Source organism: Leifsonia sp. AG29, assembly GCF_009765225.1.
Classification (GTDB): domain Bacteria; phylum Actinomycetota; class Actinomycetes; order Actinomycetales; family Microbacteriaceae; genus Leifsonia.
Genome location: NZ_VMSF01000001.1, coordinates 923,027 through 947,937 on the forward strand (window position 1 = coordinate 923,027; position 24,911 = coordinate 947,937).

The window sequence follows — 24,911 nt, forward strand, 5'->3', positions numbered from 1 at the left end:
TCGGACGCGTGTGAGAATTCTGATGCTCACCCAATGGTTCGACCCAGAACCGACGTTCAAGGGCCTCCTGTTCGCCAAGGAATTGATGCGTCAGGGGCACGAGGTCCAGGTGGTCACCGGCTATCCGAACTATCCGGGAGGCAAGGTCTACGACGGGTACCGGATCTCAGGCTTCCGCAAGGAGACCATCGACGGGGTCGCCGTCTTGCGGGTGCCTCTCTACCCGAGCCATGACGGATCGGCGGTGAAGCGGATCGCCAACTACGGGTCCTTTGCGCTTGCTGCCGCCGTCGGCGTGTTCCTCGTGCCCAAGCCGGATGTCGCCTACGTCTACCATCCGCCGGCAACCGTTTGGCTCCCCGCGGCGCTGCTCAAGGCTCTGCGAGGCGTTCCCTACGTCTACGACGTGCAGGATCTCTGGCCGGACACCCTCGCCGCGACGGGAATGCTGGGCGAGACGCGTGCTCTGGGAATCGTCGGGCGAGTGATGAAGCGCGTGTACGCGGATGCAGGCCGTGTCGCGGTGCTTTCCGACGGATTCAAAGAGGCGTTGGTCGCCCGGGGTGTTCCTCGCCGGAAAGTGGAAGTCATACCCAACTGGGCCGACGAGGCGCAGATTGAGGTGGACCACCCCTCAGCGCGCGCCGACGGCGAGGTTCCCGCTGCCGAGTTCGTCGTCACCTTCGCGGGCAACCTCGGCAAGGCTCAAGGTCTGGATACGGTGCTCGATGCGGCTGAACTGCTCCGAGCGCGTCCTGACATCCGGTTCGTGGTGGTCGGAGGCGGGCTGGAGGCAGAAAGCCTCAAGACGTCGGCTTCGCGTCGAGGGCTCGACAATGTGACTTTCCTCCCTCGGCGCCCGATCTCTGAGATCGGACCGCTGCTGACGCAGTCGGACGCCCTTCTCGTGCATCTCAAGGACGACCCCCTGTTCGCGATCACGATCCCGTCCAAGACCCAGGCCTACCTGATGGCTGGCCGGCCGATCCTCATGGGGGTGCGGGGCGACGCGGCTCGCATGGTCGAGGAGGCCGGGGCGGGGAAGACGTTCGAACCGGGCAATGCTCGTCAGCTCGCAGACGCCGTGGTCGCGATGGCGGCCCTCGAGCCCGAGGCGCGCTCGGCCATGGGGGATGCGGGCAGGCGCTACTATCACGAGGCGCTTTCCTTGCGCGTCGGATCCGCACGCTTCGCAGAGCTTCTGTCGACGGCGAGCCTCGTCAAGCCGCGGGTTCTGCTCGCCAAGCGGACGGGCGATGTGCTCGCCTCGTCCTTCGCGTTGGTGGTGCTGTCCATCCCCGTCGCCGTGCTCTCCATCCTGGTCCGGGTCAAACTCGGGACGCCGGTCATGTTCCGTCAAGTGCGGCCCGGTCGCTTCGGCGAGCCGTTCGAGATGGTCAAATTCCGGACGATGACGGACGACGTGGATGAGCAGGGCTCGCCCCTCCCCGATGCGAAGCGCTTGACCCCCTTCGGTCGTCTGCTGCGGTCTACGAGCCTCGATGAACTGCCGACGTTGTGGAACGTGCTGCGCGGGGACATGTCCCTCGTGGGACCGCGCCCGCTGTTGCTGCGATACACGGACTACTTCACGCCGGAGGAGCGTCTGCGGCTCGAGGTGCGGCCGGGCGTGACGGGGCTCGCTCAGGTCAACGGCCGGAACACCGCCTCCTGGGACTCGCGTCTCGCCGACGACGTCACGTACGTGCGGAACATGTCCGTGGGGCTCGACCTCCGGATCATCGGCAAGACGATCGCCCGCGTGTTCGCCCGATCGGGTGTGGTGGTCGATCCGGAGTCGATCATGCAGAACCTCGACACCGAGCGCGCCAGCGCGGTTGAGGAGCGCGCCACCCGATGATCCGTCGCCTCACCCGATCGGACGTCCCAGCGGTTGTGGACATGATCGGTCGTTCCTTCGCGAAGCCGCTGTGGCCGTACATGACCTATACCCAGGCCGGAGCCGCCAAGCACCTCGATGTGGCCGTCCGCTATCCCAGCGCGGTCGAGCCGCGCTACCTCATCGTCGCGGAGGACGATCGGTCCGGTCAGCCGATCGGTTTCGCGGATTTCAAGCTGGTCGATGACCGGGTCGGCTTCCTTTCCTATATCTGCGTCGATCAGGCCGCTCGCGGTCGCGGCCTCGCCACGGCCATGTTCCGCGACTTCCTCCGCGCCAATCCTGAGGTCGATTCCGTCTCGCTGGATACGTTCCGTGACAACGCAGTCGCCCGGGCGCTCTATGAGCGATGGGGATTCACCGCCGTCTCGTCCTCGGTGTGGGTGACTCGTCGCCTGCCGGTGGCCGGGAATGCGCCATTGGTTCCCGGCCTCGCCGTCTCGCTCGCAGCTCTCGCGACGTACGGGTTCTGCGAGCTGCGGGTCAGGCGCGATGCGACAGAGTCGCGGGTGGGTGTCATGGGAGAGTCGGTCTTGCGTTGCTTCGACGCCGAGACGTTCGAAGATGACGAGTTGCTGGCCGGCGTCCGTGGCCTCATGCCCGAGCTCGAGCTCGCGTTCGCGGTTCTTCCCGAGTCTCAGGCCGGCTCCCTGGCGGCTGCCCACGATGTCGTCCTCGTCTCCGATCGAATGACTTGCGAAGTCGGCACAAGCGGACTGCGACGAGTGAGGAATGAGCAGTGACGCAGACCATACCGAAGACGGCTACCGACACGACCGCTCTGCGACGCCCGGCGCTGTTCTACGGCTCCGCTCGCGAAGGCATGCGTGATTTTCTGGAGCGAACCCTGACTTCGTCTGACGACGGCGTGCTTCTGCCCGGCTTCATCGGTCTGTCGGCGCGTGAAGGCAGCGGCGTCCTCGACCCGGTGGTCGAGGTCGGTGCGCGAGTCGGGTTCTACGACCTCAACGCGGACCTGACCGTCGACCTTGACCAGTTCGCGCGAGCACTGTCGGAGGATCGTTATCGCGTCGTCGTCGTCATCCACTACTTCGGTCGGAGCGAGGCCAAGATGGCGGACATCCGTGCGTTGACGGACGCCCACGGCGCCCTCCTCGTCGAAGACCTCGCCCACGGATTCTTCACGGCCCAGGTGACCGGCGGAGCTGGACGAGCGGGCCACCTGAACCTGTTCTCGCTTCACAAGATGTTCCCCTTCGAAGACGGAGGGATGGTGCAGTACGCGACATCGGATCTCCTTGCGGGGCAAGCGTCGACGAGACCGGAGCTCGCGCAACGGCTGCTCGACTATGACTGGCAGTCGATCGCCGACGTGCGCCGCGAGAACTTCAAGCAACTGACCGATCTGCTGTCCCGGATTCCCGAGCACGGGACCGAGTTCAGCCTGTTGTGGCCCACGCTGCGCGAGTGCGACGTTCCCCAGACCCTCCCCGTGAGGATCGAGGGAGTCGGCCGCGACGACATCTATTTCGGCATGAACGACGACGGCTACGGCATGGTCAGCCTGTACCACACGCTGATCGAGCAGAGTCGGGACCGATTCCCGAACCTGACCGACGTCTCCCGCCACATCATCAATTTCCCGGTCCACCAGGACTCGTCGCCGCTCGAGTTCGCCGGGATGGTTGCCTCCTTCCGTCGCCACCTCGAGTCGAGCCGGTCGACCCTGCAGACGGGCGGCTCCGCATGAGCGCCCCGTTCAGAGTGCTCGACGCGGCGGTCGCCGCCGATCGCCAGGTGTGGCTCGAGCAATGGAGCGAGTGGCCGGACCGGGAAGTGCAGGCGCACCCGTCCTACGTCTCGTTGTTCGCGGACGGCGACGATCGTGCCCTCGCCGCGAGCTGGAATTCCGATGCCGGCACGGTGCTCTTTCCGTTCGTCCTCCGCACGATTCGCGTGGGAGAAGCGAGGGATCCGGGCGACGCGCTTTCGGACATCGTCACCCCCTACGGCTACGGCGGTGCTTTTTCGTGGAACGCCGCCGATCGGGCGGACCTCGCCGCTCGGTTCTGGGCAGCCTTCGCCGACTGGGCGTCGGACCATCGAGTCGTGTCGGAGTTCCTCCGGCTCAGCCTGTTCGAGGAGTCGGTGCTGCCCTATCCGGGCGCTTTGGAGCACAAGCAGGACAACATCGTGGTCGATGTGTCGCTCATCGAGGACGATCTCTGGAGGAGCTTCGATCACAAGGTCCGCAAGAACGTCAACAAGGCTCGCCGTTCCGGGATTCGCATCGAGGTCGACGAGACAGGGGCGAGGTTCGCCGAGTTCGCGCGCATCTACGAATCCACGATGGAGCGGCGCAGCGCCGACAGAGGCTACTACTTCGAGCCGGACTTCTTCGACTCCATTCATCGGGGCCTCCCGGGCCACTTCGCCTACTTCCACGCTCTGGACGGCGAGACGGTCGTATCCACCGAGCTCGTTCTCCTCTCGAGCAACAGCGGGTACTCCTTCCTCGGCGGGACGCGGGAAGAGTCGTTCGCTTCTCGCCCGAACGACCTGCTCAAGGTGGAGATCATGCGCTGGTTGGCGCAGACCGGTCGCCGCTGGTTCGTTCTGGGCGGGGGGTACCAAGCCGGCGACGGCATCTTCCGCTACAAGCGCGCGTTCGCCCCGGAGGGGGTCCGTCCCTTCACCGTCGGGACCCGCGTCGTCGACCCGGACGTGTACGGGGCCCTGACACGAGACCGTTTCGGCGGCGCCGTTCCCGAGGACATCGGATACTTCCCGGCCTACCGGGCAGCAGCACTCGTTTCGCAGACCGCAGACCAGACGTGAGGAAGCACACGTGACAACATCCGAATACGCAGATCGACGCGTCCTCATCACGGGAGGCACCGGGTCCTTCGGTCACACGGTCGCCAAGAAGCTCCTGAGTCGCGACGTCACCGAGATCCGCATCTTCAGCCGCGATGAGGCCAAGCAAGACCTCATGCGCCACGAACTGAACGACTCGCGCGTCCGTTTCTACGTCGGCGATGTCCGCGACTACGAAAGCGTCGAGCGCGCGACCAAGGATGTGGACTTCGTCTTCCACGCTGCTGCACTCAAGCAGGTGCCGTCGTGCGAGTTCTTCCCGATGGAGGCCGTCAAGACGAACGTCATCGGCAGCGAGAACGTCGTCCGTGCCTCCGAGCGCTCCGGCGTGAAGTCTCTTGTGTGTCTCAGCACCGACAAGGCCGTGTACCCCGTCAACGCCATGGGCATGAGCAAGGCGATGATGGAGAAGGTCGCGCAGTCCCACGGCCTGAACAACCCGCACGCCGACACAATCGTCTCCTGCGTCCGCTACGGGAACGTCATGTACTCGCGCGGTTCCGTCATCCCTCTGTTCATCCGCCAGCTCAAGGCGGGCGGGCCGCTCACCGTGACGAACCCCGACATGACGAGGTTCATGATGTCGCTGGCCGACTCCGTCGACCTGGTCGAGTACGCCTTCCAGAACGCCGGCCAAGGGGACCTCTTCATCCGCAAGGCGCCGGCGTGCACGATCGGCGACCTGGCCATCGCGGTCTCGAATCTCTTCGGCGTCGAACCGCGGATCGATGTGATCGGCACGCGGCACGCCGAGAAGGTCTCCGAAGTACTCGCCAGCCGGGAGGAGCTGGCGCGGGCTTCGGATCAGGGCGACTACTTCCAGATCTCTGCCGACAAGCGCGACTTGAACTACAAGGTCTACTTCGAAGAGGGCGACAAGAAAGTGGCGCGGTTCGACGACTACGACTCGCACAACACCACTCGCCTCTCCGTGGAAGAGGTCGAGGAGCTCCTCCTGACCCTTCCGGAGGTTCGCGACGAGCTGGCCTCGGCCGGAATCGCGCCGGAGCGAGCGGCAGTCAAGTGACGGTCGTAGCCCTCACGGGAGCCGGGGGATTTCTTGGTTGGCACACCCGTGGCGCCGCCCATGCCGACGGTATGGAGGTCCGTCCGGTAGCCCTCGGCGACGCCTTCGACGCGGGGGCTGCGGCGCTGGCGATCTCCGGTGCGTCGCGGCTCGTCCACCTCGCCGGTGTCAATCGCGCGAGCGACGAGGAAGTCCTGGCCGGCAATGTCCGGTTCGCCGAACAACTCGCTGAGGCGCTCCTCGCCGCTTCCGTGCCTCCCAGAACCGTCGTCTTCGCCAACTCCATCCAAGCGGGCAACGGGACAACCTACGGGACGGCCAAGGCGAGAGCTGCCGAGATCCTCGGTGCCGCGGCGGAGCGCGTAGGAGCAGCCTTCGTGGACGAGCTGCTTCCGAATCTGTTCGGCGAGCACGGCCGCCCCTTCTACAACTCGGTCGTCGCCACGTTCAGTCACCAGATCGCCGCGGGGGAGGAGCCGCGAGTCGACCAGGACCGAGAGCTGACCCTGCTGCATGCGCAGAACGCGGCCGACCTCCTCCTGGGCACAGTTGACTCGGCCCAGCGCACGAGCCTGGAGGTCCGTGAAACCGTAACGGGCGTCCTGGAGCGTCTCAACGGCATCGCCGGGATCTATGGTCGCGGAGGCGAGATCCCCGATCTCACCTCACCCTTCGATCGCGACCTCTTCAACACCTACCGTGCCGCAGCCTTCGATCGGGTGACTCCGATTCGGCTGAGCAGGCACGCGGACGAGCGCGGTTCATTCTTCGAGACCGTGCGTTCGCATGGCGGCACCGGTCAGTCGTCGTTCTCGACGACGGCTTCGGGCATCACCCGTGGCCAGCACTACCATCGACGCAAGGTCGAGCGCTTCACGGTACTGTCCGGTGAGGCGATCATCGCGTTGCGGCGACTCTTCACGGATCAGGTCTACGAGTTCCGGATCAGTGGTGACGAGCCGGCCAGCGTCGACATGCCGACGATGTGGTCCCACAAGATCACGAACGTCGGCGAGTCGCTGCTGTACACCTCCTTCTGGTCGAACGAACTCTTCGACCCCGAACACCCCGACACCGTCCCGGAGCCCGTATGACCTTCCCCCGACTCAAAGTGCTCACCGTCGTGGGCACCCGTCCGGAGATCATCCGGCTCGCCGCGACGATCAAGCTGCTCGACGCCTCGGTGGACCATGTCCTCGTCCACACCGGTCAGAACTACGACTACGAACTGAACGAGATCTTCTTCGAAGATCTCGGTCTGCGTCGTCCCGACCACTTCCTCGAAGCGGACACGAGCTCACTGGGCGCCGTCCTCGGATCTGTGCTCACGAAGATCGAAGCGGTCCTGCTCGAAGAGAAGCCGGATGCGATGGTCGTGCTGGGTGATACCAACAGCTGCATTTCGGCGCTCATGGCCCGGCGGATGAAGATCCCCGTCTACCACATGGAGGCGGGCAACCGGAGCTTCGACGAGAACGTGCCCGAAGAGGTCAACCGCAGAATGGTCGACCACGTCGCCGACTACAACCTCGTCTACACGGAGCACGGCCGGCGAAATCTGCTCGCGGAGGGCATTCATCCGTCGCGGATCCTTCTGACCGGTTCCCCGATGCCGGAGGTCCTTGCGGCCAACGCCGATGCCATTGAGGCCAGCGACGTTCTCGAAAGGCAGGAGCTCACGGCGGGGGAGTACTTCCTCGTGAGCCTCCATCGCGAAGAGAACGTGGACAACCCGGAGCGGCTCCAGTCGGTGCTGGAGGCGCTGGGCCTGCTCGCCGACGAGTACGACGTCCCGGTGCTGGTTTCGACCCACCCGAGAACGAGGAAGCGCCTCGAGTCGCAGCCGGAAGCGCTGAAGTCGAAGTTGCGGTTCCACCCGCCCTTCGGTTTCAACGATTATGTGAAATTGCAGCAGTCGGCGAAGCTCGTCCTCTCGGACAGCGGGACCATCAGCGAGGAGTCGAGCATTCTCGGGTTTCCCGCAGTGACACTGCGCGACGCCATCGAGCGGCCTGAAGCGCTGGATGCGGGCGCGATCGTCATGGCCGGCGTCGAGGCCGACGACATTCTCCGCTCAGTCCGGTTCGTTCTCGACCAAGGGGCGTCTGCGGCGAAGCGAGACGTGCCGTCGGGTTACGAGATCCGCGACACATCCTCCCGCGTCACCGCCTTCATCCTGTCGACAGCGACGCGTCATCATCAGAAGGCGGGCATCCGTCGAGGGGCGGCGCGCGCGTGAGGGAACGGCAACCGTCGTGAGAGAGGAGAAGTGCGCCTCTCATGACGAATAGAGGACAACGACTCCTGGGCGGGATCGCATCGTCGGCGGTGTCGCGCGGCACCGCGGCTATCGCTCCGATCGTGACCGTCCCCGTGGCGCTCAGCGCCCTGGGGGTCGAGGGGTATGGTGCGTGGTCGGCCGCGCTGGCACTGACGGCCTTCACATCCTTCGCGGACCTGGGAGTCGGCGCGGGTCTCATGACCCGGCTTTCAGCGTCGATGGCGGTCGGTGACGTGATCCGATCCCGTCGTCTGGTGTCCTCTGCCTATACGGCCCTCGGGCTCGTCGTCGCCGTCGCGCTGATCCTCCTGTGGGGGTCGAGCGCCGTCGTGCCCTGGGCGGCTGTCGTAGGCGGCCACGAGTCGGCGGCCCGCAGCGACGTCGCCGCGATCGCCCTGGTCACGCTCAGCGGGTTCATCCTCAATGTGCTCGCCGGGCTCATCGTGCGCGTCCAATACGCTGCTCAGGAAGTCGCTCGCTCGAATCTGTGGCAGGCGAGCGGCAACGTCGCCGGCATCCTCGCTGTGCTCCTCGCAGCATCGGCTGGGGCGACGGGCGCCGGATTCGTAGCCGTGGCCGCCTTCGTCCCCGTCCTGGTCGCGGCAACGAACGCCATCCTGTTCTTCTCGCGACGCGCTGGCCGAGGAATCGCCCCCTCCGTGCGGCACTTTCATCTCTCGACCACGCGAGACCTGGCCTCGATCGGATTTCGCTATCTCGTCATCAGCCTCCTGATGTCCGTGTCGCTCGGGGTGGACAGCTGGATCGTCGCACAGACATCCTCGTTGAGCGACGTCCCCGAATACGCCATTCCGGCAAGAGTGTTCGCCATGGTCGGTACGCTCGTCTCGGTCCTGACCATTCCGCTGTGGCCGACGAGTGCCGAAGCGATGAGCTCGGGCGACACCGCATGGGTCCGGCGAACGGCGCGACGCATGACCATCGTCACTCCGGCCATCGTCGGCGTGGTCTCACTCGTCGCGGTTGCGGCAGCGCCGCTCGCGTTCCACATCTGGCTCGGCGGCAAGGTTCAGACCGATCTGTTCCTCCTCGTCGGGTTCGCGCTCTGGAACATCGTGCAGGCCTGCGTCGCCCCGGCATTCATGGTGCAGAACGCCGCGGGTGCCCTTCGACCTCAGATCATCGGCTACCTCATCCTGCTGGCGGTCTTCCCGGTGAAGTGGGTGGTCGCGGCGACGTTCGGCTTCACTTGGCTGCCGCTCATCACCTCCATCGCGTACGTCGTGATCATCTGGCCCGCCGCGTGGATCGGATACCGTCGAGCGGTGAACGGACCGTTGGAGGCGCTGCCATCGGTCGAGACGGCGGTATCGTGACCCAGCTGACGATCGCCTACATCAGTTCGTACGCCTACGCCAGCGGCACTGCGAACGACACCAGAACGAACGGGCTCATCCGCTCGATGGAGCTTGCCGGGTTCCGTGTCACGCAACCGGATGTGGAGGAGACGCGCCCAGCGGGACGCACGCAGAAGCTCCTCGCCCGGATCCCGATATTGCGGACGGTCACCATGGGCTCGGGTGTCTCCGCCTGGCTGAACAGCTTGGATCCCGCCCCCGATGTGGTTTTCGTCTACGGTGCCGACCCGCGGTTCCTCCGTCCCGCCCGGAAGTGGGCTCGTTCTCGCAAAGTGCCGATCGTCGTCGAGGTGGTCGACTGGTACGAGGTTCGCGATGGCGTGACGCTCGGGCAGAAATTCTTCACCGCTGTCACCAACCTGTGGTCGATGCCTCGGGAAGCGGCACGCTGTGACGCCGCGGTCGTCGCCAGCACCGCACTGGAGGACTACTTCGGTGCTCGGGGGCTTGCCTGCCTTCGCATCCCGGCGATCATGGACGCAGCCGTGTCAGAGTCCGACTCCCCGCCGCGGTCGAGCTCGATCAAGCTCGTCTACGCAGGCTCCCCAGGTCTCAGAGACCGCAAGACCCTCGACAACATCAGCCGCCTGCCCGAGTCCGATCGGCTGGCCGGCATGCCTCTCCAGGTCGATGTCGTCGGCGTGGTCGCCCCGGAGGCGAGCGAGTCGCGCCCGAACAGCACAGTGACGATCCGCTACCACGGCCGGGTCCCGCGGGATGCTGCTCTCGCGCTGACCGCGCGGGCAGATTTCTCGGTACTGCAGCGCGACCCATCGAGACGCTTCGCGAAAGCCGGGTTCCCATCGAAGGTCGCCGAGAGCCTCCTGCTCGGCACTCCCGTACTGTCGAACCTCTCGAGCGATCTGGGCGAGTACCTCCGGGACGAGCAGAACGCTGTGATCCTCGATTCGGACACGTATGACGCGCTTGTCGAGGGAGTCGCGCGCGCGGTGCACTGGCGGACGTCCGTCGAGCCCGACCGTCGGAAGATCGCTGCGAGTGCAGCCGAGGTGTTCTCCCCGATGGCTTACCCGGAGAGGTTGTCAGAATTGCTGCACTCGGTTGCCGGGAGGCGTGAGGAATGAGACTCTCCACGCGCCTCGCTCCCTTGATCTTCTTGGTCGCCATCGTGACCATTACGTACGCTCTGTTCTGGGTCGGTCCGTATGCTCCAGCGGTTACCAACGGCGGCCTCATGACGACCTTCTTGGTCGGAGTGCTCGTAGTCTTCGCCGTCGGCTACAGCCTCGCCTGGGTCGGCTCTACGAAACTCGAGCCCGTCCGTTCGCTTCACCCCCCGGTCTTCCCGCGCGGCGACAGAAGACTTCTGAAGTGGAGCTACGTCTGGTACATCGCTTTCGCTGTGATCTCCATCACCGCTTATGGTGTGCACTCCCCGGGCGAGTTGATTCAAGCGATCCTCCACCCGCGCGCCAGCTATTACGCGAAGTTCGGTCAGGGGCAGGTGAGTGGGGGGCTGACGATCGTCTTCCAAGTCCTGAACCTGTGCGGCGCGCTCTACTTCATTTTGATCCCGTTCGCCGCTTTGTACTGGCGTGCCATGGGGCGGGCTATGCGGATCGGCGCTGTTATCAGCGTTGCTGCTTACGTCGTGTTCTTTCTATCGACGGGAACACAGCAAGGGCTGGCCAACATGGCAATCGCGTTCGCCGTGAGCGTCTTTGCCGTACGTCTGCGAAATCGCGGCTCCAAGGCGTCGGTGCGCCGAATACTTGCAACGATCGTCGTCGTCGGCATCTTGGGCCTGCTCGGTCTGACGATCGTGGCGAGCTTCGCGGCCCGAACGGACACCACGAGCACCCTGTTCCAGAGTTCGGCTTCTGCTCAAATGGTCAAGAACTTTACGCCGTTCGTGGGGCCATATTTTGCCCGTGGGGCTACCGTCCTCATCGCCTACGTGTCTCACGGGTACTTCGGACTGGCCTCCTCGATGAAGCTCCCCTTCGTGTGGACTGGCGGAATGGGTGCTTTTCGTGGCTTGTCGTCCTACCTTCCGCAATATCTCGGCCTGGTGGACCCCTACTACTCGACGTACCCGGTCCGGCTGCAAGAGGTCAGCTCGTGGTCGGCGACAGGCGTCTGGTCGACGATCTACCCATGGCTGGCGTCGGATCTTTCGTTTCCAGGGGTTGTCCTTGCGAGCGGTGTGCTCGGATTCGCCGTGGCGCGCGTTTGGAGGACCTTCCTCATTTCGGGCTCCAGTCTTGCGTTGGTCCTGATCTCGATCTTCGCCGTCGGTGCGGCTTACAGTGAGGCGAACAACCAACTCTTCAACGAGCGCTACTCGGCGATCGGCGTCCTCACAATCCTGATTGTCTACGCCTTATCGCGGGTAGGGGCGTCCTCATCACACTCATTCCAGAAGAGCGTTGCCGGGGGCACCTCAAGTGGGCTGATCGCCTCCAACCGATCCGTCGGCCCGCGCCAGGTGCGATAGATCTTCGGATTCGTACAGGCGGGTGAGCTGCCAGTTCGTCCCGGAACTGCCCAGATTCTCCCGGCCCAAGGTGCGAGCCTGGGTTCCGGGGATAACGCGTATGGGGAGCGATTCTGAGGTCGACTGACCGACGAGGAGCCCGGCTCGGTGCGTGCGACTGTTGAGCCACGCGTCGTCCGAGGTGGGCGCGATGCTCAAGAATCGGTCGCCTTCCGCAGCGAGAGTGCCGTTGAAGGCGATGGGGAATATGGTCCCGGATCCGCCCATGAAGTAGTTGCCCCGCATGAGGGTCGTATCCGTGGCGTTCGGCCAGCTCTCGTAGGGCGTGAGCCTGCCGTCGGCCACCCCGGGGCGCTTGACCCAAGCGGAGATGACCGCGCTCCCGTTGGCCTGTGTGAACCGGTCCCAAAGATCCGCGTACCAGGTCCGCGGATAGAGGAGGTCGTCGTCGGCGATGACGAGCGGCTTTGCGGACAGAGAGGGGTCCTGCACGAAGTGGAAGTACTTCTTGTGGGATCGGAGCTCCGAATCGGCGACACGGAGCTCCAGTCCGCGAGCCCTCAAACGCTGGAGGGGCGGCAGCCGCGTTGCGAGCTCGAACTGCTCGGCATCCACCCAGAGGATGATCGCGCTCGGGAGCAGGTGTCCAGCCGCGATGGACTCGACGGCGATGTGCACGGTTCGCAGCCGTCGGCCGTAGGTGGTCAGAGAGACGACGCCATTCGTGCCGTCCCCCGTGATCGGGCGGCGTCCCACGCGGTTTGCGGTTGCATACCGTGCGCGCAGAGACCAGCCCACCGCGTTTCTCCACACAAAAGCGGCGAGCTTGCGTGGCGTGAGTCGCCACTCCCCGCGATCATTCCGGAGGCGCACGTCATACCTGTTTCTTCAGCGGGACATTCCGACCACATCGGCTCAACTTGCAGCCTAGTGAACCCGCAAGTGGCGCGCGCCACGCTGCCCGCTTCATGAAGGCCTCGGACCGGTATGACAGGCTTGCCTCACTCGAAAAGCTTTTGACCTAGGGGCACCGTGGCAACTCGTGTGGGCGTGTTCGCGCCGCTCTTTCCCCCCGCCACGCGCGGTGGCGGTCCCATTCGCACGCTCGAGGCACTGGTGAAAGCCGCTCCTGACTCTGCGGTGATCAGTATCCTCACGCGGGATCGGGATCTGGGCGAAGTCGACCCGCTCCCCGTGCCATCGAATCGCTGGCGGATCTGGGACCGGGCGCGCGTGTTCAATGTCACAGCCGACTCGCCGCGTCTGCTCGCGCGCGGTTACCGGGCTCTGAAGGCGACGAGGCCCCAGGTGCTGTACTTCAACTCGTTCTTCGAACCCCGTTTCTCGATCCTCCCTCAGCTGCTCTGGCGGTTCGGATACTGGGGTGGGGCGACGCGCCTGTTGGCGCCGCGCGGAGAATTCGGCGCGGGCGCGCTCGGGCAGAAGCCTGCTCGGAAGCGCGCGTTCATCGTCCTCTACCGTGCACTGGGCCTCCATCGCCGGCTGTTCTGGCACGCCTCATCCGAGATGGAGGCGGCCGACATCCGACGCGTCTGGGGCCGTGACGCGAAGATCTTGATCCGCGAGAACGAGACCCTCCTTCCTGACCGAGCGGCCGAGGTCCCGGAGCTCCACGGTGCCCCCGGGCCGCTGCGGGCGTTCTTCATCGGCCGGATCGCGCGGCTCAAAGGCTTGCACGTGGCTCTCGAAGCGCTGCGAGCGGTTCAAGCGCCGGTGGACTTCGATGTGTTCGGCCCCATCGAGGACCGCGCGTACTACGACGAATGCCTCACGCTCGCCTCTCAGCTGCCGGACAACGTCCGAGTTGCGTTTCGTGGTCCGTTGGCGCGAGAAGTCATCCACGACACCTTGTCCGGCTACGAGCTGTTTCTCTTCCCCTCGGCGGGCGAGAATTTCGGGCACGTCATCGCGGAGTCCCTCTCCGCGGCCTGCGCGGTCTTCTGCAGCGACCGAACTCCGTGGAGCGATGTGCTCAGAGCCGGCGGTGGTGCCGTCGTGCCTCTGAACGCTTCGGACTGGAGCCGCGCAATCCAGAGGAGAGCGACCGAATCGCCGGACGAACGGCGATCGGCCCGGATCGCCGCCGGGCAAGCCTACGACCGCTGGCGCGCGGAAGCTCGTGGCCCTCACGTCTTCGAGCTTCTCTGGCACGAGCAGAGGGAGCTCCTCCCGGCCGACTGAATCGCGCTCGGCGGCTCGGCCCGCTCGTCAGAGTCTGCGCCCGAGCGGCGTGGACCAGGGTTTCCCAACCGGATGCTGCTAGATTCTGCTGAGCAACCGATACCGACTAGGGGGATTGACCGCGTGGCGAGAAGACGGGCAAAGCGACGATTGAGCAGGGGTGCGCGCATCGCGATCATCATCAGCTCTGTTTTCGTCGGGCTGATGGCTATCCTCGCGATCACGGCATTCGCGATGTATTCGAGTGTTGCGACGAACTTCAACTCGCACGTGACCAAGATCCCGACCGCTTCGGCCTTCCCGCAGGAGTCCGGCCGCCCGACCGCCAGCCCCACCGGGGCGGAGAACATCCTCCTGCTCGGCTCGGACAAGCGCGGCACGGTCGACCTCAACCAGTCGAGCGTCGATGACCAGCGCTCCGACACCATGATGATCGTGCACATCCCGGCCGACCGGAAGTCGGTGCAGGTCATGTCGGTGATGCGTGATTCGTGGGTCAACGTCCCGGGTCACGGCAAGGCGAAGATCAACGCGGCCTTGGCTTACGGGGGCGTTCCGCTCGTCGTCCAGACGGTCGAGCAGCTGACCAACGCACGCATCGACCACGTGGCGATGATCGACTTCTCCGGATTCAAAGACATGACGGATGCGCTCGGCGGCATCACCGTGGACGTGCCCAAGGCGTTCTCTGAGAACGGATACTCGTTCACGCAGGGTCCCAACTTCATGAACGGCTCGCAGGCGCTCGTGTTCGTGCGTGCGCGCCACCCGTTCGCCGACGCCGACTACCAGCGCGTGCGCGACCAGCAGGCCTTCTTGAAGGCGATGGCCAACCGCGTCATCAGCCAGGGCACCTTGACCAGTCCCGACAAGATCTTCAGCTTCGCGTCCGCGGTGTCCAAGCACCTGTCGGTCGACGCCGGCTTCGACTTCCAGTCGATGGCCGCGCTCGGGGTCAGCCTCCGCGATGTCCGCTCGGGCGACATCACCTACTTCACGATGCCGACCTCCGGGACCGGCATGGAAGGCGCCCAGTCCGTCGTCTACGTGAACGAGGCGCAACTGCCCGCGCTCAAGGCGGCCTTCGCGGGCGACACCCTCGCCGCCTTCGCTGCCGCGCAGCACTGACGCGCCCGAGCCACTGCGAGCGCGGGATCGCGCATATCTTCCTCTCACGGTCGAGGCTGCTTCCGGCGTGCCCGGGCCTTCCCGTAGACCGCCCCGTCTGCGACACTGCCCCCGTAGACCGCGAGGGGGAGAGGAGTCACCATGTCCAACCCATGGCAACCGACCGTGCAGGAGGGCGACACCGGCGACGCGGTGAGGAGGGCACAGCGGGCGCTCCGCCGAACGCCCGACCTCGGGCTCGTCGTCGACGGAATCTTCGGGCCTCAGACGAAAGCCGCGGTCATCTCTTTTCAGCAAGGTGCCGGCCTCGTGCCCGACGGCATCGTCGGGCCGCTCACGTGGGCGGCCCTGCCGGACGGAGGACCCATGCCGGTCCTGAGCGAGGGCTCCACCGGCCCGGTGGTGTCGAGCCTCCAGACGATCCTGACCAACGGCGCCGACCAGTGGGGCGGGGTCACGCCGCAGGGCATCGACGGCATCTTCGGCCCGCACACGAAGGCCGCCGTCGAGGCGTTCCAAGGCTGGGGAGGCGTCACCGTCGACGGCATCGTCGGCGATCAGACCTGGGGTGTCTCCCTTCACGCTGCGAGCGCGACCCTCGAGACGGCGGTCGGGCTGCAGTTCGTGGAGCCCTAGGGGCGCCCTCACCCGGCCGGGTGCATGTTGGGCGGACCATCCCAGAAGCCGTGAGGGGTGTTGTTGTCGTACCGCACCAGGTCGTCGGCGCGGTCGAGGGAGGCGCACACCGCCATCAGCCGCCGCTGCTCCGGGTCGAGATCCCACCGGATCAGCAGGTACTGGTCGTGGCCGCCCTTGTCGGTGTAGCGGCGGATGACGGCCTTCGGGATCACGGGGTCGTCGCGCATCACCAGCCAGGTGTCCCTGTCGTAGCGGATGGGCCTCGGACGCGTCACGGAATAATTAGAACATATGTTCGATTGCGCGTGCTTGCTGAGCGGAGGCGCAGCTTCGGTTCGCGCTACTCGCAGGCGATTCCGTCACCGTCGCGGTCGAGCTTGCGGGAGTAGCCGGGCTGGCCGGCGAGGAGGGGTGCCTTGCCGGCGGCGCGGACGGCGGCGCAGTTCGCGTAGTAGACGTCGGGTGCCGGTGCCGGTGCCGGCGCAGGGGCCGGTGCGGGAGCGGGCGCGGGGGCGGGCGCGGGGGCGGGGGCGGGGGCGGGTGCAGGAGCGGGTGCAGGCACCGGGGCGGGTGCGGGTGCGGGAGGCGCGAACGCCGACGTCTCTGCCATTTGCCCGGTGCAGCCTCCCAGGATGCGCGCCATCGCGTCGTGCTCGGCTTGCGTGACCCACAGCCCGTAGGTCGCTTTCACGGAGATCTGCCGGGCGACGTATTCGCAGCGGTACGACTTATTGGCGGGCAGCCAGGTCGCCGCATCCCCGTTCGACTTCTGCTCGTTCGAGTGAGCGTCGACGGCGATGAGGTTCAGCGGGTCGTTGGCGAGGCTGACTCGCTGAGCCTGGGTGAGCTGCTGCGCGCCGGTGATCCACGCGTTCTGGAGGGGCACGATGTGGTCGATCTGCACCAGCGCGGAGGTCTTCGCACCGCGCACGAAGTCGATCGTCTGGCCCGTGTACTTGTCGGCGAGCGTGCCGGAGAGGACGGTACAGGTTCCCTGCCGCACGACCCCGGTCAGATCTCGGCTCAGGATGTCATTGCGTGTATCGCAGTGATTACCGTCGACGTCGAGCCACGCCTGACCGAAGTCGGTCGTGCGCAGGTACCCGGTCGCGGGCGCCTTGCCCTTCACCGGGAGCGTGCCGAGCAGAGCCAGCGCCGTGGTCGAGGTCGAGCTTGCGTCGGCGATCACCACGGCCGGCTTGCCGTCGGCGGCGACGACCGTGGCCGGGTCGAGCGGCTCCTGATCCGTCGGTGTGGGTGTTGGGGTCGGCGACGGTTTGTGCGTGGCGGTGGCCGAGGCCGTCACAGCCTGTGCGGCGGGGGCAACTGACGGATGGCTGACGCCGTAGAGGCCCGTGCCGATGAGCAGGAGCACGAGCGAACCGGCGGCGATCCCTCCCGCGATCGGGCGCGAGTTCGGGAGGAGCGCCCAGCTCCGCCGCTGCGTGATCAGCGCGTAGAGCGCTGTGATTCCGGCGACCAGGGAGGCGAAGATTAGCAGCGCCCCGATGCCTCCAGGCGCGGCGAACAGCGCGAAGAACAGCACGAGCGCGCCGCCGACCCAGGTTGCGACGGGAATCTTGCGCGCGGGCCGTGCATTCGGGGCGAGGGCGACCGTCCCGGGTTCGGCTGTGTGCGTCGTCCACGCGCTGCCGTCCCACCAGCGAAGCTCAGCCGGGTTCTCCGGGTTCTGATACCAGCCCGCGGGTGGGGAGCCGGGAGCGGCGCCGGCAGCGGGGGAGGCGGGCTTCGATGATCTGCGCACGGTGAGTCTTCCTCGGTTCGGGTGAGGGAAGACTATCGACGGGCAAACCCGTTGGTATGAATTCGCTGTGGCGCGTTGTCGTATAGCGACTACCGATGCTCACGTGAGACGGGCTGTCGCCCCGTCGAGGTGCTCGCAAGTGCTGACGCGACCGGCGTGTCGCGCGCATCAACGAGCACCTCGATCGCCGCGAAGCGCCCTACTCCGTCACGCGCCCGTACAGCTCCGGCCGGCGGTCGCGGAAGACGTCGTTGTGGTCGCTGATCGCCTTCATGCGAGACTCGGCCAGGTCGAGGGTCGCCACGAAATCCGCCTCCTCGCCGAGCCGCAGGGCGGTCAGCGGGTAGCCGTCCTGGTCGACGATGACGCTGCCGCCGACCCAGTCCTGGCCGCGCTCCGTTCCGGCCCTGTCTGCCAGGGCGATCGCCATGCGGTTCACGGAGGCGTTGGCCTGCACCTTGACGACCTCCATCGGGCGCTCGCCCTCGGGGCGCGGGAAGAGCGGCCAGTTCGTCGGTGCGACGAGCAGGTCCGCGCCTCCCAGAGCCGCCGTGCGCGACCACTCCGGGAACTCCAGGTCGTAGCAGATCATCACGGCGATGCGTCCGAACGGGGTGTCGACGACCGGGGGAGGGGCGTCACCGGGGGTGAACCCGGCCGGCTTCTCCGAGTCCCACAGGTGCGCCTTGCGGTAGATGGCGCGCACGCCCGACGGGTCGGCCAGCACGGCGCTGTTGTAGACGAGTCCGTCGTCGCCGGCCTCCGGGAATCCGACGACGACCACGATGCCGAGTTCGGCCGCGAGCTCGGTCGCGGCGGTCACGGTCGGTCCGTCGGGGGCCTCCGCCGCCTCCACCAACTCGGCGTGGTCGCTGAATACGTAGCCGCTCGACGCGAGCTCGGGCAGGACGACGATCTGGGCGCCCGCCGCGGCCGACCGGTGCACCGCCTCCCGGATCGAGCGGAGGTTCGCCTCCGGTTCTCCGACGGACGGCGCAAGCTGGCAGCACGCGACGGTGACGGCGGTCATACGGAGGCGCCCTCGAGCTCCGCCTCGCTGGCGCGGCGCGCCTCCTGCTCCTTCGTCCGGTCGATGCTGCGCGAGAACAGGTAGTAGAGGCCGCCGGAGACGATCAGGCCCACAGCGAACGAGAAGTCGGCGCCGCCGAGCAGCTGCGCGAACGGGCCCACGTAGAAGCTGAGCGAGAAGAACGGGATCATGACCACGAACCCGACGAAGTACGCCGTCACGCCGCGCCATGCCCAGCGGCCGTAGAGGCCGTCCGGCTTCAGGATCTCGGCGATCGCATACTTGCCGTGCCGCACGAAGTAGAAGTCGACGAGGTTGACCGCCGTCCACGGCACGAGGAAGTACAGCATGAGCAGCACGAAGCTGTTGAAGCTGTTCACGTAGTTGTCGGGGATCAGCAGCGCGATGATCAGCGAGACGACGCCGACCGCGACCAGTCCGACGACCCGGAGGCGCACAGTGGGGCGGACCTTGCGGAAGCCGTCGACCGCGCTCGCGCTCGTCAGCATGGCGCCGTACGCGTTCACGCCCATGATCGACACCAGCGCGAGCACCGAGATGAGCACCACGATCGTGCCGAACCCGGGGAACAGGATGTCGCCGATGTTCCGCAGCGCGGCGATCGGGTCGGCGTTCGGGATGTAGCTGCCGAGGAGCGCGCCGAGCGACATCAGCCAGAAGGCCGAGATCCATGCGCCCAGGTACACCGAGGTGATCAGCTTGGGCGCCGACGCGTCGGCCGGCAGGTAGCGCGTGTAGTCCGAGACGTAGACGGCGTAGCTGATGTTGTAGCCCGCGGCGAGGGAGAAGAGCACGAGGAAGCCCGGGAGGTTCCACCCGGAGGTCAGCACCGGCGCGTGGTGCACGGCCGGAGTGGTGCTGAAGTGCACGATCGCGACGATCGTCAGGATGGCGAAGGCCGCGACGAGGAAGTACGTCAGCCACCGCTGCACGAAGTGCAGGAGGTCGTGGCCGATCACGGCGATGACGATCGACACAGCGATCAGCACCGGATACCAGAACCACTTCGCGTCGCTGAAAAGCCCGATGCCCTGCGTCGCCAGGATGGTGTCGAAGACGAGGAAGCCCACGTACACGAACACCGTCGCGGCGAACGGGACGATCGCTCCGCGGCTGCCGAACTGGGCACGCGACTGGATCATCTGCGGCAGGCCCATCCGCGGGCCCTGGTTGGCGTGGAACGCCATGAAGAACGTCCCGAACCCGGCGCCCAGGAACACGGCGAGCACGCAGTACCAGACGCCGAGGCCCATCTCGGGGCCGACGAAGCCGACGACCAGGGTCGGCAGCACGAAGTTGCCCGTGAACCAGAACGGGCCCTGGTGCCAGATCTTGCCGTGGCGCTCCGAGCGCGGGATGTAGTCGATGGAGTGCTGCTCGATCAGGCTCTCGCGATCGGCGGCCGGTTCTGTGTAAGACATCGTCGTCCTTATCGGGTGCGGTTGAGGGTGCGGCGGGTACGGCTGGTGCGACTGGTGCGGCGGGGCTCGCCGGGGTGGGACGGGCGTCGTCAGTCGTCGAGCTCGGGGGTCATCACCCCGAGGATCTCGTAGGCCACGTGGGAGGCGGCGATCGCCGTGATCTGCGCGTGGTCGTAGGCGGGGGCGACCTCGACGACGTCGGCGCCGACGAGGTTCGTCGCGCGCAGGGCGCGAATCATCCGGAGGAGCTCCCGGCTGGTCAGGCCGCCGGCCTCCGGAGTGCCGGTACCCGGCGCGTGCGACGGGTCGAGCACGTCGATGTCGATCGAGAGGTACACCGGGCGGTCGCCGAGGCGCGCGAGCATGCGCTCGATCGCGGAGGCGACCCCCTCCTCCTCGATCTCGACGCTCGAGATGATGGCGAAGCCGAGGCGCTCGTCGTCGCGGAGGTCGTCGCGCGAGTAGAGCGGGCCGCGGATGCCCACGTGCAGGCTCGCGGTCTGGTCGATGAGCCCCTCCTCGGAGGCGCGGCGGAACGGTGTGCCGTGCGTGACGGGAGCGCCGAAGTAGGTGTCCCACGTGTCGAGGTGCGCGTCGAAGTGGAGGACGGCGACCGGCCCGTGCTGGGCAGCGGCCGCCCGGATCAGGGGGAGCGCGATGGTGTGGTCGCCCCCGAGCGTGATGAGCTTGGCGCCGTCGGCGGTGAGGCGGCGCGCCTCCTGCTCGATGGTGGCGACCGCCTCCGAGATGTCGAACGGGTTGACCGGGATGTCGCCCGCGTCGGCGACCTGCCGCCGCGCGAACGGCGACACGTTCTGCGCCGGGTTGTACGGGCGGAGGAGGCGCGACGCCTCCCGGATCTGCGACGGACCGAACCGCGCGCCCGGCCGGTAGCTGACGCCGCTGTCGAACGGCACCCCGACCACCGCGATGTCGGCGCGGCCGACATCTTCGAGGCGCGGGAGGCGCGCGAACGTGGCGAAGCCTCCATACCGCGGCTGCAGGCTGGCGTCCGGGGGGCCGACGGGCGGGGTCTGGTTCATAGTTCTCCTTGCCGGTAGCCTTGCGGACAACTTTCTTTGTCTCTCACGCAACAGCTGGGTGAGATTCTGCTCTTCCGGGTGCGCGCTGTCAATATGGAGGCGGTGCCCGCCTTGTCGCGGGCGCCGCGCGCGACGCTCGTCGAGCTCCCTGAGAGGTGAGGCATGCAAGAACTCCGCCCGGTCACTCCGGAGCCGTCGACGCTGCCTGTGCGTCTCGGGGCTCGCCTCCGCGCCAGCCGGCAGGCGCAGAGTCTCACTATCGCGCAGGTGGCGGAGGCCACCGGGCTCACGAAGGGGTTCGTCAGCCGCATCGAACGCGACGAGACCTCCCCGAGCGTCGCCACCCTCGTCACGCTGTGCCAGGTGCTGTCGATGCCGGTCGGCTCCCTCTTCGAGGAGGTCGACGCGACGGTCGTCCCGCTCGCCGACGCGCCGCGCATCAACTTCGGCGGCCACCGCGTCGCCGAGCGGCTCATCACGCCGCGCAGCCAGTCGCGCCTCCAGATGCTGCGCAGTACGCTCGAGAGCGGCGCCGACGGCGGCGACGAGCTGTACACGATCAACTGCGACGTCGAGGCGCTGCACGTCATCTCCGGCGAGGTCACCGTCGAGTTCACCGACCGCACCGAGCGCCTCCAGGAGGGGGACACGCTCACCTTCCCCGGTCGCGAACCGCACAACTGGCGGAACGACGGGGAGGGCCCCGCCGAGGTGATCTGGACGATCGTGCCGGCCTCGTGGAGCGGGTCGAGCTGACAAGGCCCCGGCCCGGCGGCGGGTGCCGCAGGACCGGGGCCGATGGCGTCAGCCGGGTGTGCCGGCTCCGGTGACGTGCTGAGGGTCAGTGACCGTCGGCGTCGTCGTGGTCGGTCGAGCCGGGCGCGATCCCCGGCGCCTCGTCCGGACCGTAGATCTTCGCGTCTCCCGGGTAGGGCGACGTCCAGTGCTTGGTCTGGTACCAGGTGTAGCGGTTCATCAGCAGCGGGTTGTCGTAGTCCGGGATGGCCGGGTGGCCGGCCGTTCCGGTGAAGTGCTGCTTTCCGGCCCACTTCTCCCACTGGGCGGCCACCGGCTGCGCCGAGGCGGGCACCTCGGCGTCCTTCGCGGCCTGGGCGTTCACCGCGTCGGCCGCGGCTCCGGTCTTGCCGAGGGTGTCGTAACCGCACGCGGGCTTGGTCGTCACGCCCTCCGTCAGCGGCACCTGGTTGGCGACCGACGTGTACGGCGTGAGGTCGGGCTTGTTCGTGAACGCGTCGACCATCGGCGTCGCCGCCGCGATCTTCTGGTTGAGCGGCTGCGCCCCGAGGATCTGCTCGATCGTGCGGACCATGCTGATCTGCGAGTAGTACGTGCTCACCGTCTTGCCGTGCACCGCGTACGGGCTGATGACCTGGATGGGCGCGCGGTGTCCGTCGACGTGGTCGGCGGAGTCCTGGCTGTCGTCCTCGGCGACGAAGATCGCCGAGTCCTTCCAGTACTGCGAGTGCGAGATCTCGTCGACGATCTTGCCGAGGGCGAGGTCGTTGTCGGCGACCATCGCCTTCGGGTCGGCGGTGCCTCCGGTGTGGTCGCTCGAGAGCCACACCATGTTGAAGTTGGACGGCCCGTTCTTCTCGAAGTCCTGCTTCCAGGTCTCGTACCGGTAGATGTCGGGCACCGCGAGGTCGAACGGCGCCGCGTTCGGGTCGGAGATCGCGTTCAGGGACGGGATGACCGAGCTCGAATTCCACTTGATGGAGGGATCGAACAGCTGAGCGGGCGACCCGCCGGCCATGGCGCTCGTGGCGGCGCAGTAGTACTGCTGCCAGGTCGCACCCGCCGGCTTGCCCTCGCCGTACTCGAACTCGCCGAAGTTCTTGGCGCTCTTGCCGGCCGACTGCACCGAGTTCCAGAGGAAGCCGCTGCGCTGGTGCCCCAGCACGTCCTCCTCCGTGTCGTAGGAGCGGACGTACTCTCCCGCGCTGGTCTGGGTGTACGCGGTGTTGTCGCCCTGCATGAGCCAGTTGTGGCCCTCAGCGGAGTTCGTGCCGATGTCGTACGTGTTGTCGTACAGGCCGAACTGCGTGGCGAGGGCGTGCTGGTTCGGCGTCACCGTCTGGCCGAACTGGGTCAGGGACGGGTCGCCGTTGCCCTGCTTCATGTCGCCGTACAGCTGGTCGTAGCCGCGGTTCTCCTTGATCACGAGGAACACGTGCTTGATTGCCGACGGGTCGCCCAGGCGCTTCGGGATGGCCACCGACGCGCTGTCGCTCCGGTCGCCCTCGGCCTGCTTGAGGGAGGTCTCGGTCCACCCGTTCTGAGCGAACACCTGGGCCGTCGCCTTGCGGATCTCCTGGTCGCTCGGCAGCGTGAACCGGGTGAGCGACGCCGTGGTCGAGTGCGTGCCGTGCCCGGTCACGACCGGAACGCCTGCTCCCTTGTTGACGGTGACGCCGGGCCCCCGTGCGTCGATGCCGCGCGTGTTCGTGACCACGATCGAGCCGTTCACCGCTGCGACGTTCTCGGGGTAGTAGTCGGTCGGCAGGAGCCCGATCAGCGCCGCCGGGTCACGTGGGTCCTTCGTGTCGACCTTGTAGACCGCGATCGCGTTCGCGTTGCCGAGCGAGACGAGGAGGTGGTCGCCCTGCTTCGTGATCCCCGTCGGCTGGTACCCGGTCTTCGACGACGCCCAGGGCTGGGTCGCGATCGTCTGGACCACGGCGCCGGAGGCCGTGTCGATCACCGACACGGTGTCGCTGTTCGTGTTGGCGACGTAGAGCGTGTTCCCGTCGACGAACTCCGCGGTCGGGTGCAGCTGCACGTCGATGGAGGCGACGGGAGCGTTCGCGTTCGCCGGGTCGATGACACTGACGGTTCCCGTGGTCGTGGTTCCGAGCGTGGTGTCCGCCGGGACCTGCGTGCCGTACGAGCCCATCGTCGTGTCGCCGGCGACAGCCTGACGGCCGCCCTCGTTGCTCACGTAGAGGCGGGCGCCGACGAACTTGACCTGGCGCGGCGCGATGCCCACCGCGTATGTGTGCGTGATCGTCCCGGCGGCCGGGTCGATCGCGACGACGGTGTTCTGGCCGTTGACCGCCGCGTAGAGGGTCGAGCCGTCGGGCGAGAACGTCATTCCCGCGGTGAGCGCCTGCAGGCCCGCGGAGGTCGTCGGGATGTCGATCTTCGTGCCCGTGCCCAGCGAACCGTCCGCGTTGAACGGGTACCGGACGATGCCCGTGGCGACCGGCGCGAACAGGAACTTGCCGTCGGGGGAGAAGACCGGTCCCTCCTGCCCGACCGTCCCGTCGCTGATCTTCTGGTACGCCATCCCGGCGAACCCGGCATTGGAGGCGGCGGTCGCGAAGGAAGCGGCGGCGAGCGTCCCGGCGGCGGCGACCGGCCGGTACGTCTTCAGGTCGAACACCTGGAGGTCGACGGAGCGGTCGGCGCTGGTGCCGACGACGAAGCGGCCGTCCGGGCTGACCACGGAGCCCATGAGCTTGCCGAACGGTGTCATGAGGCGGTCGCCGAGGGGCTTGATGATCTGGTCGGAGGAGATCTGCTCCCCGTCGGCGTACTGGCTGCCGACCTGGTTCGCGTCGAAGGAGAGGGTGGAGGCGGTGGCGATGCCTCCGCCGACGACCGCGAGCGCACAGCCCGCGGTGACAGCGAAGATCCGCTGTCCGATCGAGAATCTCGGCCGGGGCCGAGGGGTTTTGCCGTGCATCTCACGTACCTTTCGAGAGTTCGTGCCGTTGAGAAGGCGCGCCGCAGAGCCGCTCGAGGCGGCTGCTTCGGTG

General features: G+C 66.8%; 21 protein-coding genes. 14 read left to right on the forward strand and 7 right to left on the reverse strand.

Features of this window, described 5'->3' with window-relative positions; all coding sequences use genetic code 11:
- Positions 1–22: 22 nt before the first annotated feature.
- The 10 genes from FPT20_RS04475 to FPT20_RS04520 are packed head-to-tail and all read left to right on the forward strand — an operon-like array spanning position 23 to position 11,883.
- Entirely contained in the window at positions 23–1,861 is a 1,839-nt protein-coding gene (locus FPT20_RS04475) for a sugar transferase (RefSeq protein ID WP_158862985.1), read from the forward strand.
- Positions 1,858–2,643 (forward strand): GNAT family N-acetyltransferase, encoded by a 786-nt coding sequence (locus FPT20_RS04480; RefSeq protein ID WP_158862987.1) that lies wholly within the window; start codon positions 1,858–1,860, stop codon positions 2,641–2,643. Before FPT20_RS04475 ends, FPT20_RS04480 begins: the two co-directional genes overlap by 4 nt.
- Complete coding sequence (locus tag FPT20_RS04485; protein WP_158862989.1) at positions 2,640–3,611, forward strand: DegT/DnrJ/EryC1/StrS family aminotransferase; 972 nt, start codon at positions 2,640–2,642, stop codon at positions 3,609–3,611. The genes FPT20_RS04480 and FPT20_RS04485 overlap by 4 nt, the downstream gene beginning before the upstream one ends.
- The gene (locus tag FPT20_RS04490; protein ID WP_158862991.1) at positions 3,608–4,699 is read left to right on the forward strand and encodes a GNAT family N-acetyltransferase; all 1,092 of its coding nucleotides are present in this window, start codon (positions 3,608–3,610) and stop codon (positions 4,697–4,699) included. The genes FPT20_RS04485 and FPT20_RS04490 overlap by 4 nt, the downstream gene beginning before the upstream one ends.
- 10 nt (positions 4,700–4,709) lie before the next feature.
- Positions 4,710–5,765 (forward strand): SDR family NAD(P)-dependent oxidoreductase, encoded by a 1,056-nt coding sequence (locus tag FPT20_RS04495; RefSeq protein ID WP_158862993.1) that lies wholly within the window; start codon positions 4,710–4,712, stop codon positions 5,763–5,765.
- Entirely contained in the window at positions 5,762–6,859 is a 1,098-nt protein-coding gene (locus FPT20_RS04500; protein ID WP_158862995.1) for a polysaccharide biosynthesis C-terminal domain-containing protein, read from the forward strand. The genes FPT20_RS04495 and FPT20_RS04500 overlap by 4 nt, the downstream gene beginning before the upstream one ends.
- Entirely contained in the window at positions 6,856–8,004 is a 1,149-nt protein-coding gene (wecB, locus tag FPT20_RS04505) for a non-hydrolyzing UDP-N-acetylglucosamine 2-epimerase (protein ID WP_158862997.1), read from the forward strand. The genes FPT20_RS04500 and wecB overlap by 4 nt, the downstream gene beginning before the upstream one ends.
- Before the next feature lie 41 nt (positions 8,005–8,045).
- On the forward strand, positions 8,046–9,383 hold the full coding sequence (locus FPT20_RS04510; protein ID WP_158862999.1) for an MATE family efflux transporter: 1,338 nt from the start codon (positions 8,046–8,048) through the stop codon (positions 9,381–9,383).
- Positions 9,380–10,510 carry a glycosyltransferase gene (locus tag FPT20_RS04515; RefSeq protein ID WP_158863001.1) on the forward strand — a complete coding sequence of 377 codons (1,131 nt, stop codon included), beginning with the start codon at positions 9,380–9,382 and terminating at the stop codon, positions 10,508–10,510. Before FPT20_RS04510 ends, FPT20_RS04515 begins: the two co-directional genes overlap by 4 nt.
- Positions 10,507–11,883, forward strand: coding sequence for a hypothetical protein (locus FPT20_RS04520; RefSeq protein ID WP_158863003.1), 1,377 nt, complete (start codon positions 10,507–10,509; stop codon positions 11,881–11,883). The genes FPT20_RS04515 and FPT20_RS04520 overlap by 4 nt, the downstream gene beginning before the upstream one ends.
- Here the strand turns inward: FPT20_RS04520 and FPT20_RS04525 are convergent.
- Positions 11,830–12,639, reverse strand: a complete 810-nt coding sequence (locus tag FPT20_RS04525; RefSeq protein WP_158863005.1) for a hypothetical protein — start codon at positions 12,637–12,639, stop codon at positions 11,830–11,832. The two genes, FPT20_RS04520 and FPT20_RS04525, sit on opposite strands and share 54 nt — an antisense overlap.
- Positions 12,640–12,915: 276 nt before the next feature.
- Between FPT20_RS04525 and FPT20_RS04530 the strand changes: the two genes are divergently transcribed.
- The 3 genes from FPT20_RS04530 (at position 12,916) to FPT20_RS04540 (ending at position 15,849) form a co-directional block, all read left to right on the forward strand.
- Positions 12,916–14,085, forward strand: coding sequence for a glycosyltransferase (locus tag FPT20_RS04530; protein ID WP_158863007.1), 1,170 nt, complete (start codon positions 12,916–12,918; stop codon positions 14,083–14,085).
- A gap of 204 nt (positions 14,086–14,289) precedes the next feature.
- Positions 14,290–15,213, forward strand: coding sequence for an LCP family protein (locus FPT20_RS04535; protein ID WP_158863009.1), 924 nt, complete (start codon positions 14,290–14,292; stop codon positions 15,211–15,213).
- A gap of 141 nt (positions 15,214–15,354) precedes the next feature.
- Positions 15,355–15,849 (forward strand): peptidoglycan-binding domain-containing protein, encoded by a 495-nt coding sequence (locus tag FPT20_RS04540; protein WP_158863011.1) that lies wholly within the window; start codon positions 15,355–15,357, stop codon positions 15,847–15,849.
- An 8-nt stretch (positions 15,850–15,857) separates the two neighbouring features.
- Here the strand turns inward: FPT20_RS04540 and FPT20_RS04545 are convergent, their stop codons facing one another.
- The 5 genes from FPT20_RS04545 to speB form a co-directional block, all read right to left on the reverse strand.
- Positions 15,858–16,127, reverse strand: coding sequence for a hypothetical protein (locus FPT20_RS04545; RefSeq protein ID WP_158863013.1), 270 nt, complete (start codon positions 16,125–16,127; stop codon positions 15,858–15,860).
- Between the two features lie 65 nt (positions 16,128–16,192).
- Positions 16,193–17,617 carry a GmrSD restriction endonuclease domain-containing protein gene (locus tag FPT20_RS04550; protein ID WP_158863015.1) on the reverse strand — a complete coding sequence of 475 codons (1,425 nt, stop codon included), beginning with the start codon at positions 17,615–17,617 and terminating at the stop codon, positions 16,193–16,195.
- A gap of 199 nt (positions 17,618–17,816) precedes the next feature.
- Entirely contained in the window at positions 17,817–18,647 is an 831-nt protein-coding gene (locus FPT20_RS04555; RefSeq protein ID WP_158863017.1) for a nitrilase family protein, read from the reverse strand.
- Positions 18,644–20,089: a purine-cytosine permease family protein gene (locus FPT20_RS04560; RefSeq protein WP_158863019.1), complete on the reverse strand. Its 1,446-nt coding sequence runs from the start codon at positions 20,087–20,089 to the stop codon at positions 18,644–18,646. Before FPT20_RS04560 ends, FPT20_RS04555 begins: the two co-directional genes overlap by 4 nt.
- Before the next feature lie 89 nt (positions 20,090–20,178).
- Positions 20,179–21,132, reverse strand: coding sequence for an agmatinase (gene speB / locus FPT20_RS04565; protein WP_158863020.1), 954 nt, complete (start codon positions 21,130–21,132; stop codon positions 20,179–20,181).
- Between the two features lie 162 nt (positions 21,133–21,294).
- Here speB and FPT20_RS04570 point away from each other — a divergent pair, with 162 nt between their 5' ends.
- Positions 21,295–21,888: a helix-turn-helix domain-containing protein gene (locus FPT20_RS04570; RefSeq protein ID WP_158863022.1), complete on the forward strand. Its 594-nt coding sequence runs from the start codon at positions 21,295–21,297 to the stop codon at positions 21,886–21,888.
- 85 nt (positions 21,889–21,973) lie between these two features.
- Here the strand turns inward: FPT20_RS04570 and FPT20_RS04575 are convergent, their stop codons facing one another.
- Positions 21,974–24,838, reverse strand: coding sequence for an alkaline phosphatase family protein (locus FPT20_RS04575; protein WP_158863024.1), 2,865 nt, complete (start codon positions 24,836–24,838; stop codon positions 21,974–21,976).
- Between the last annotated feature and the right edge of the window lie 73 nt (positions 24,839–24,911).

What these genes read in the sequence shown, in the direction of transcription:
- FPT20_RS04475 (WP_158862985.1), top strand. Translation starts at nt 23, where the DNA reads ATGCTCACCCAATGGTTCGACCCAGAACCGACGTTCAAGGGCCTCCTG.
- FPT20_RS04480 (WP_158862987.1), top strand. Translation starts at nt 1,858, where the DNA reads ATGATCCGTCGCCTCACCCGATCGGACGTCCCAGCGGTTGTGGACATG.
- FPT20_RS04490 (WP_158862991.1), top strand. Translation starts at nt 3,608, where the DNA reads ATGAGCGCCCCGTTCAGAGTGCTCGACGCGGCGGTCGCCGCCGATCGC.
- wecB (WP_158862997.1), top strand. Translation starts at nt 6,856, where the DNA reads ATGACCTTCCCCCGACTCAAAGTGCTCACCGTCGTGGGCACCCGTCCG.
- FPT20_RS04510 (WP_158862999.1), top strand. Translation starts at nt 8,046, where the DNA reads ATGACGAATAGAGGACAACGACTCCTGGGCGGGATCGCATCGTCGGCG.
- FPT20_RS04520 (WP_158863003.1), top strand. Translation starts at nt 10,507, where the DNA reads ATGAGACTCTCCACGCGCCTCGCTCCCTTGATCTTCTTGGTCGCCATC.
- FPT20_RS04535 (WP_158863009.1), top strand. Translation starts at nt 14,290, where the DNA reads ATGGCTATCCTCGCGATCACGGCATTCGCGATGTATTCGAGTGTTGCG.
- FPT20_RS04540 (WP_158863011.1), top strand. Translation starts at nt 15,355, where the DNA reads ATGTCCAACCCATGGCAACCGACCGTGCAGGAGGGCGACACCGGCGAC.
- FPT20_RS04555 (WP_158863017.1), bottom strand. Translation starts at nt 18,647, where the DNA reads ATGACCGCCGTCACCGTCGCGTGCTGCCAGCTTGCGCCGTCCGTCGGA.
- FPT20_RS04560 (WP_158863019.1), bottom strand. Translation starts at nt 20,089, where the DNA reads ATGTCTTACACAGAACCGGCCGCCGATCGCGAGAGCCTGATCGAGCAG.
- speB (WP_158863020.1), bottom strand. Translation starts at nt 21,132, where the DNA reads ATGAACCAGACCCCGCCCGTCGGCCCCCCGGACGCCAGCCTGCAGCCG.
- FPT20_RS04570 (WP_158863022.1), top strand. Translation starts at nt 21,295, where the DNA reads ATGCAAGAACTCCGCCCGGTCACTCCGGAGCCGTCGACGCTGCCTGTG.
- FPT20_RS04575 (WP_158863024.1), bottom strand. Translation starts at nt 24,838, where the DNA reads ATGCACGGCAAAACCCCTCGGCCCCGGCCGAGATTCTCGATCGGACAG.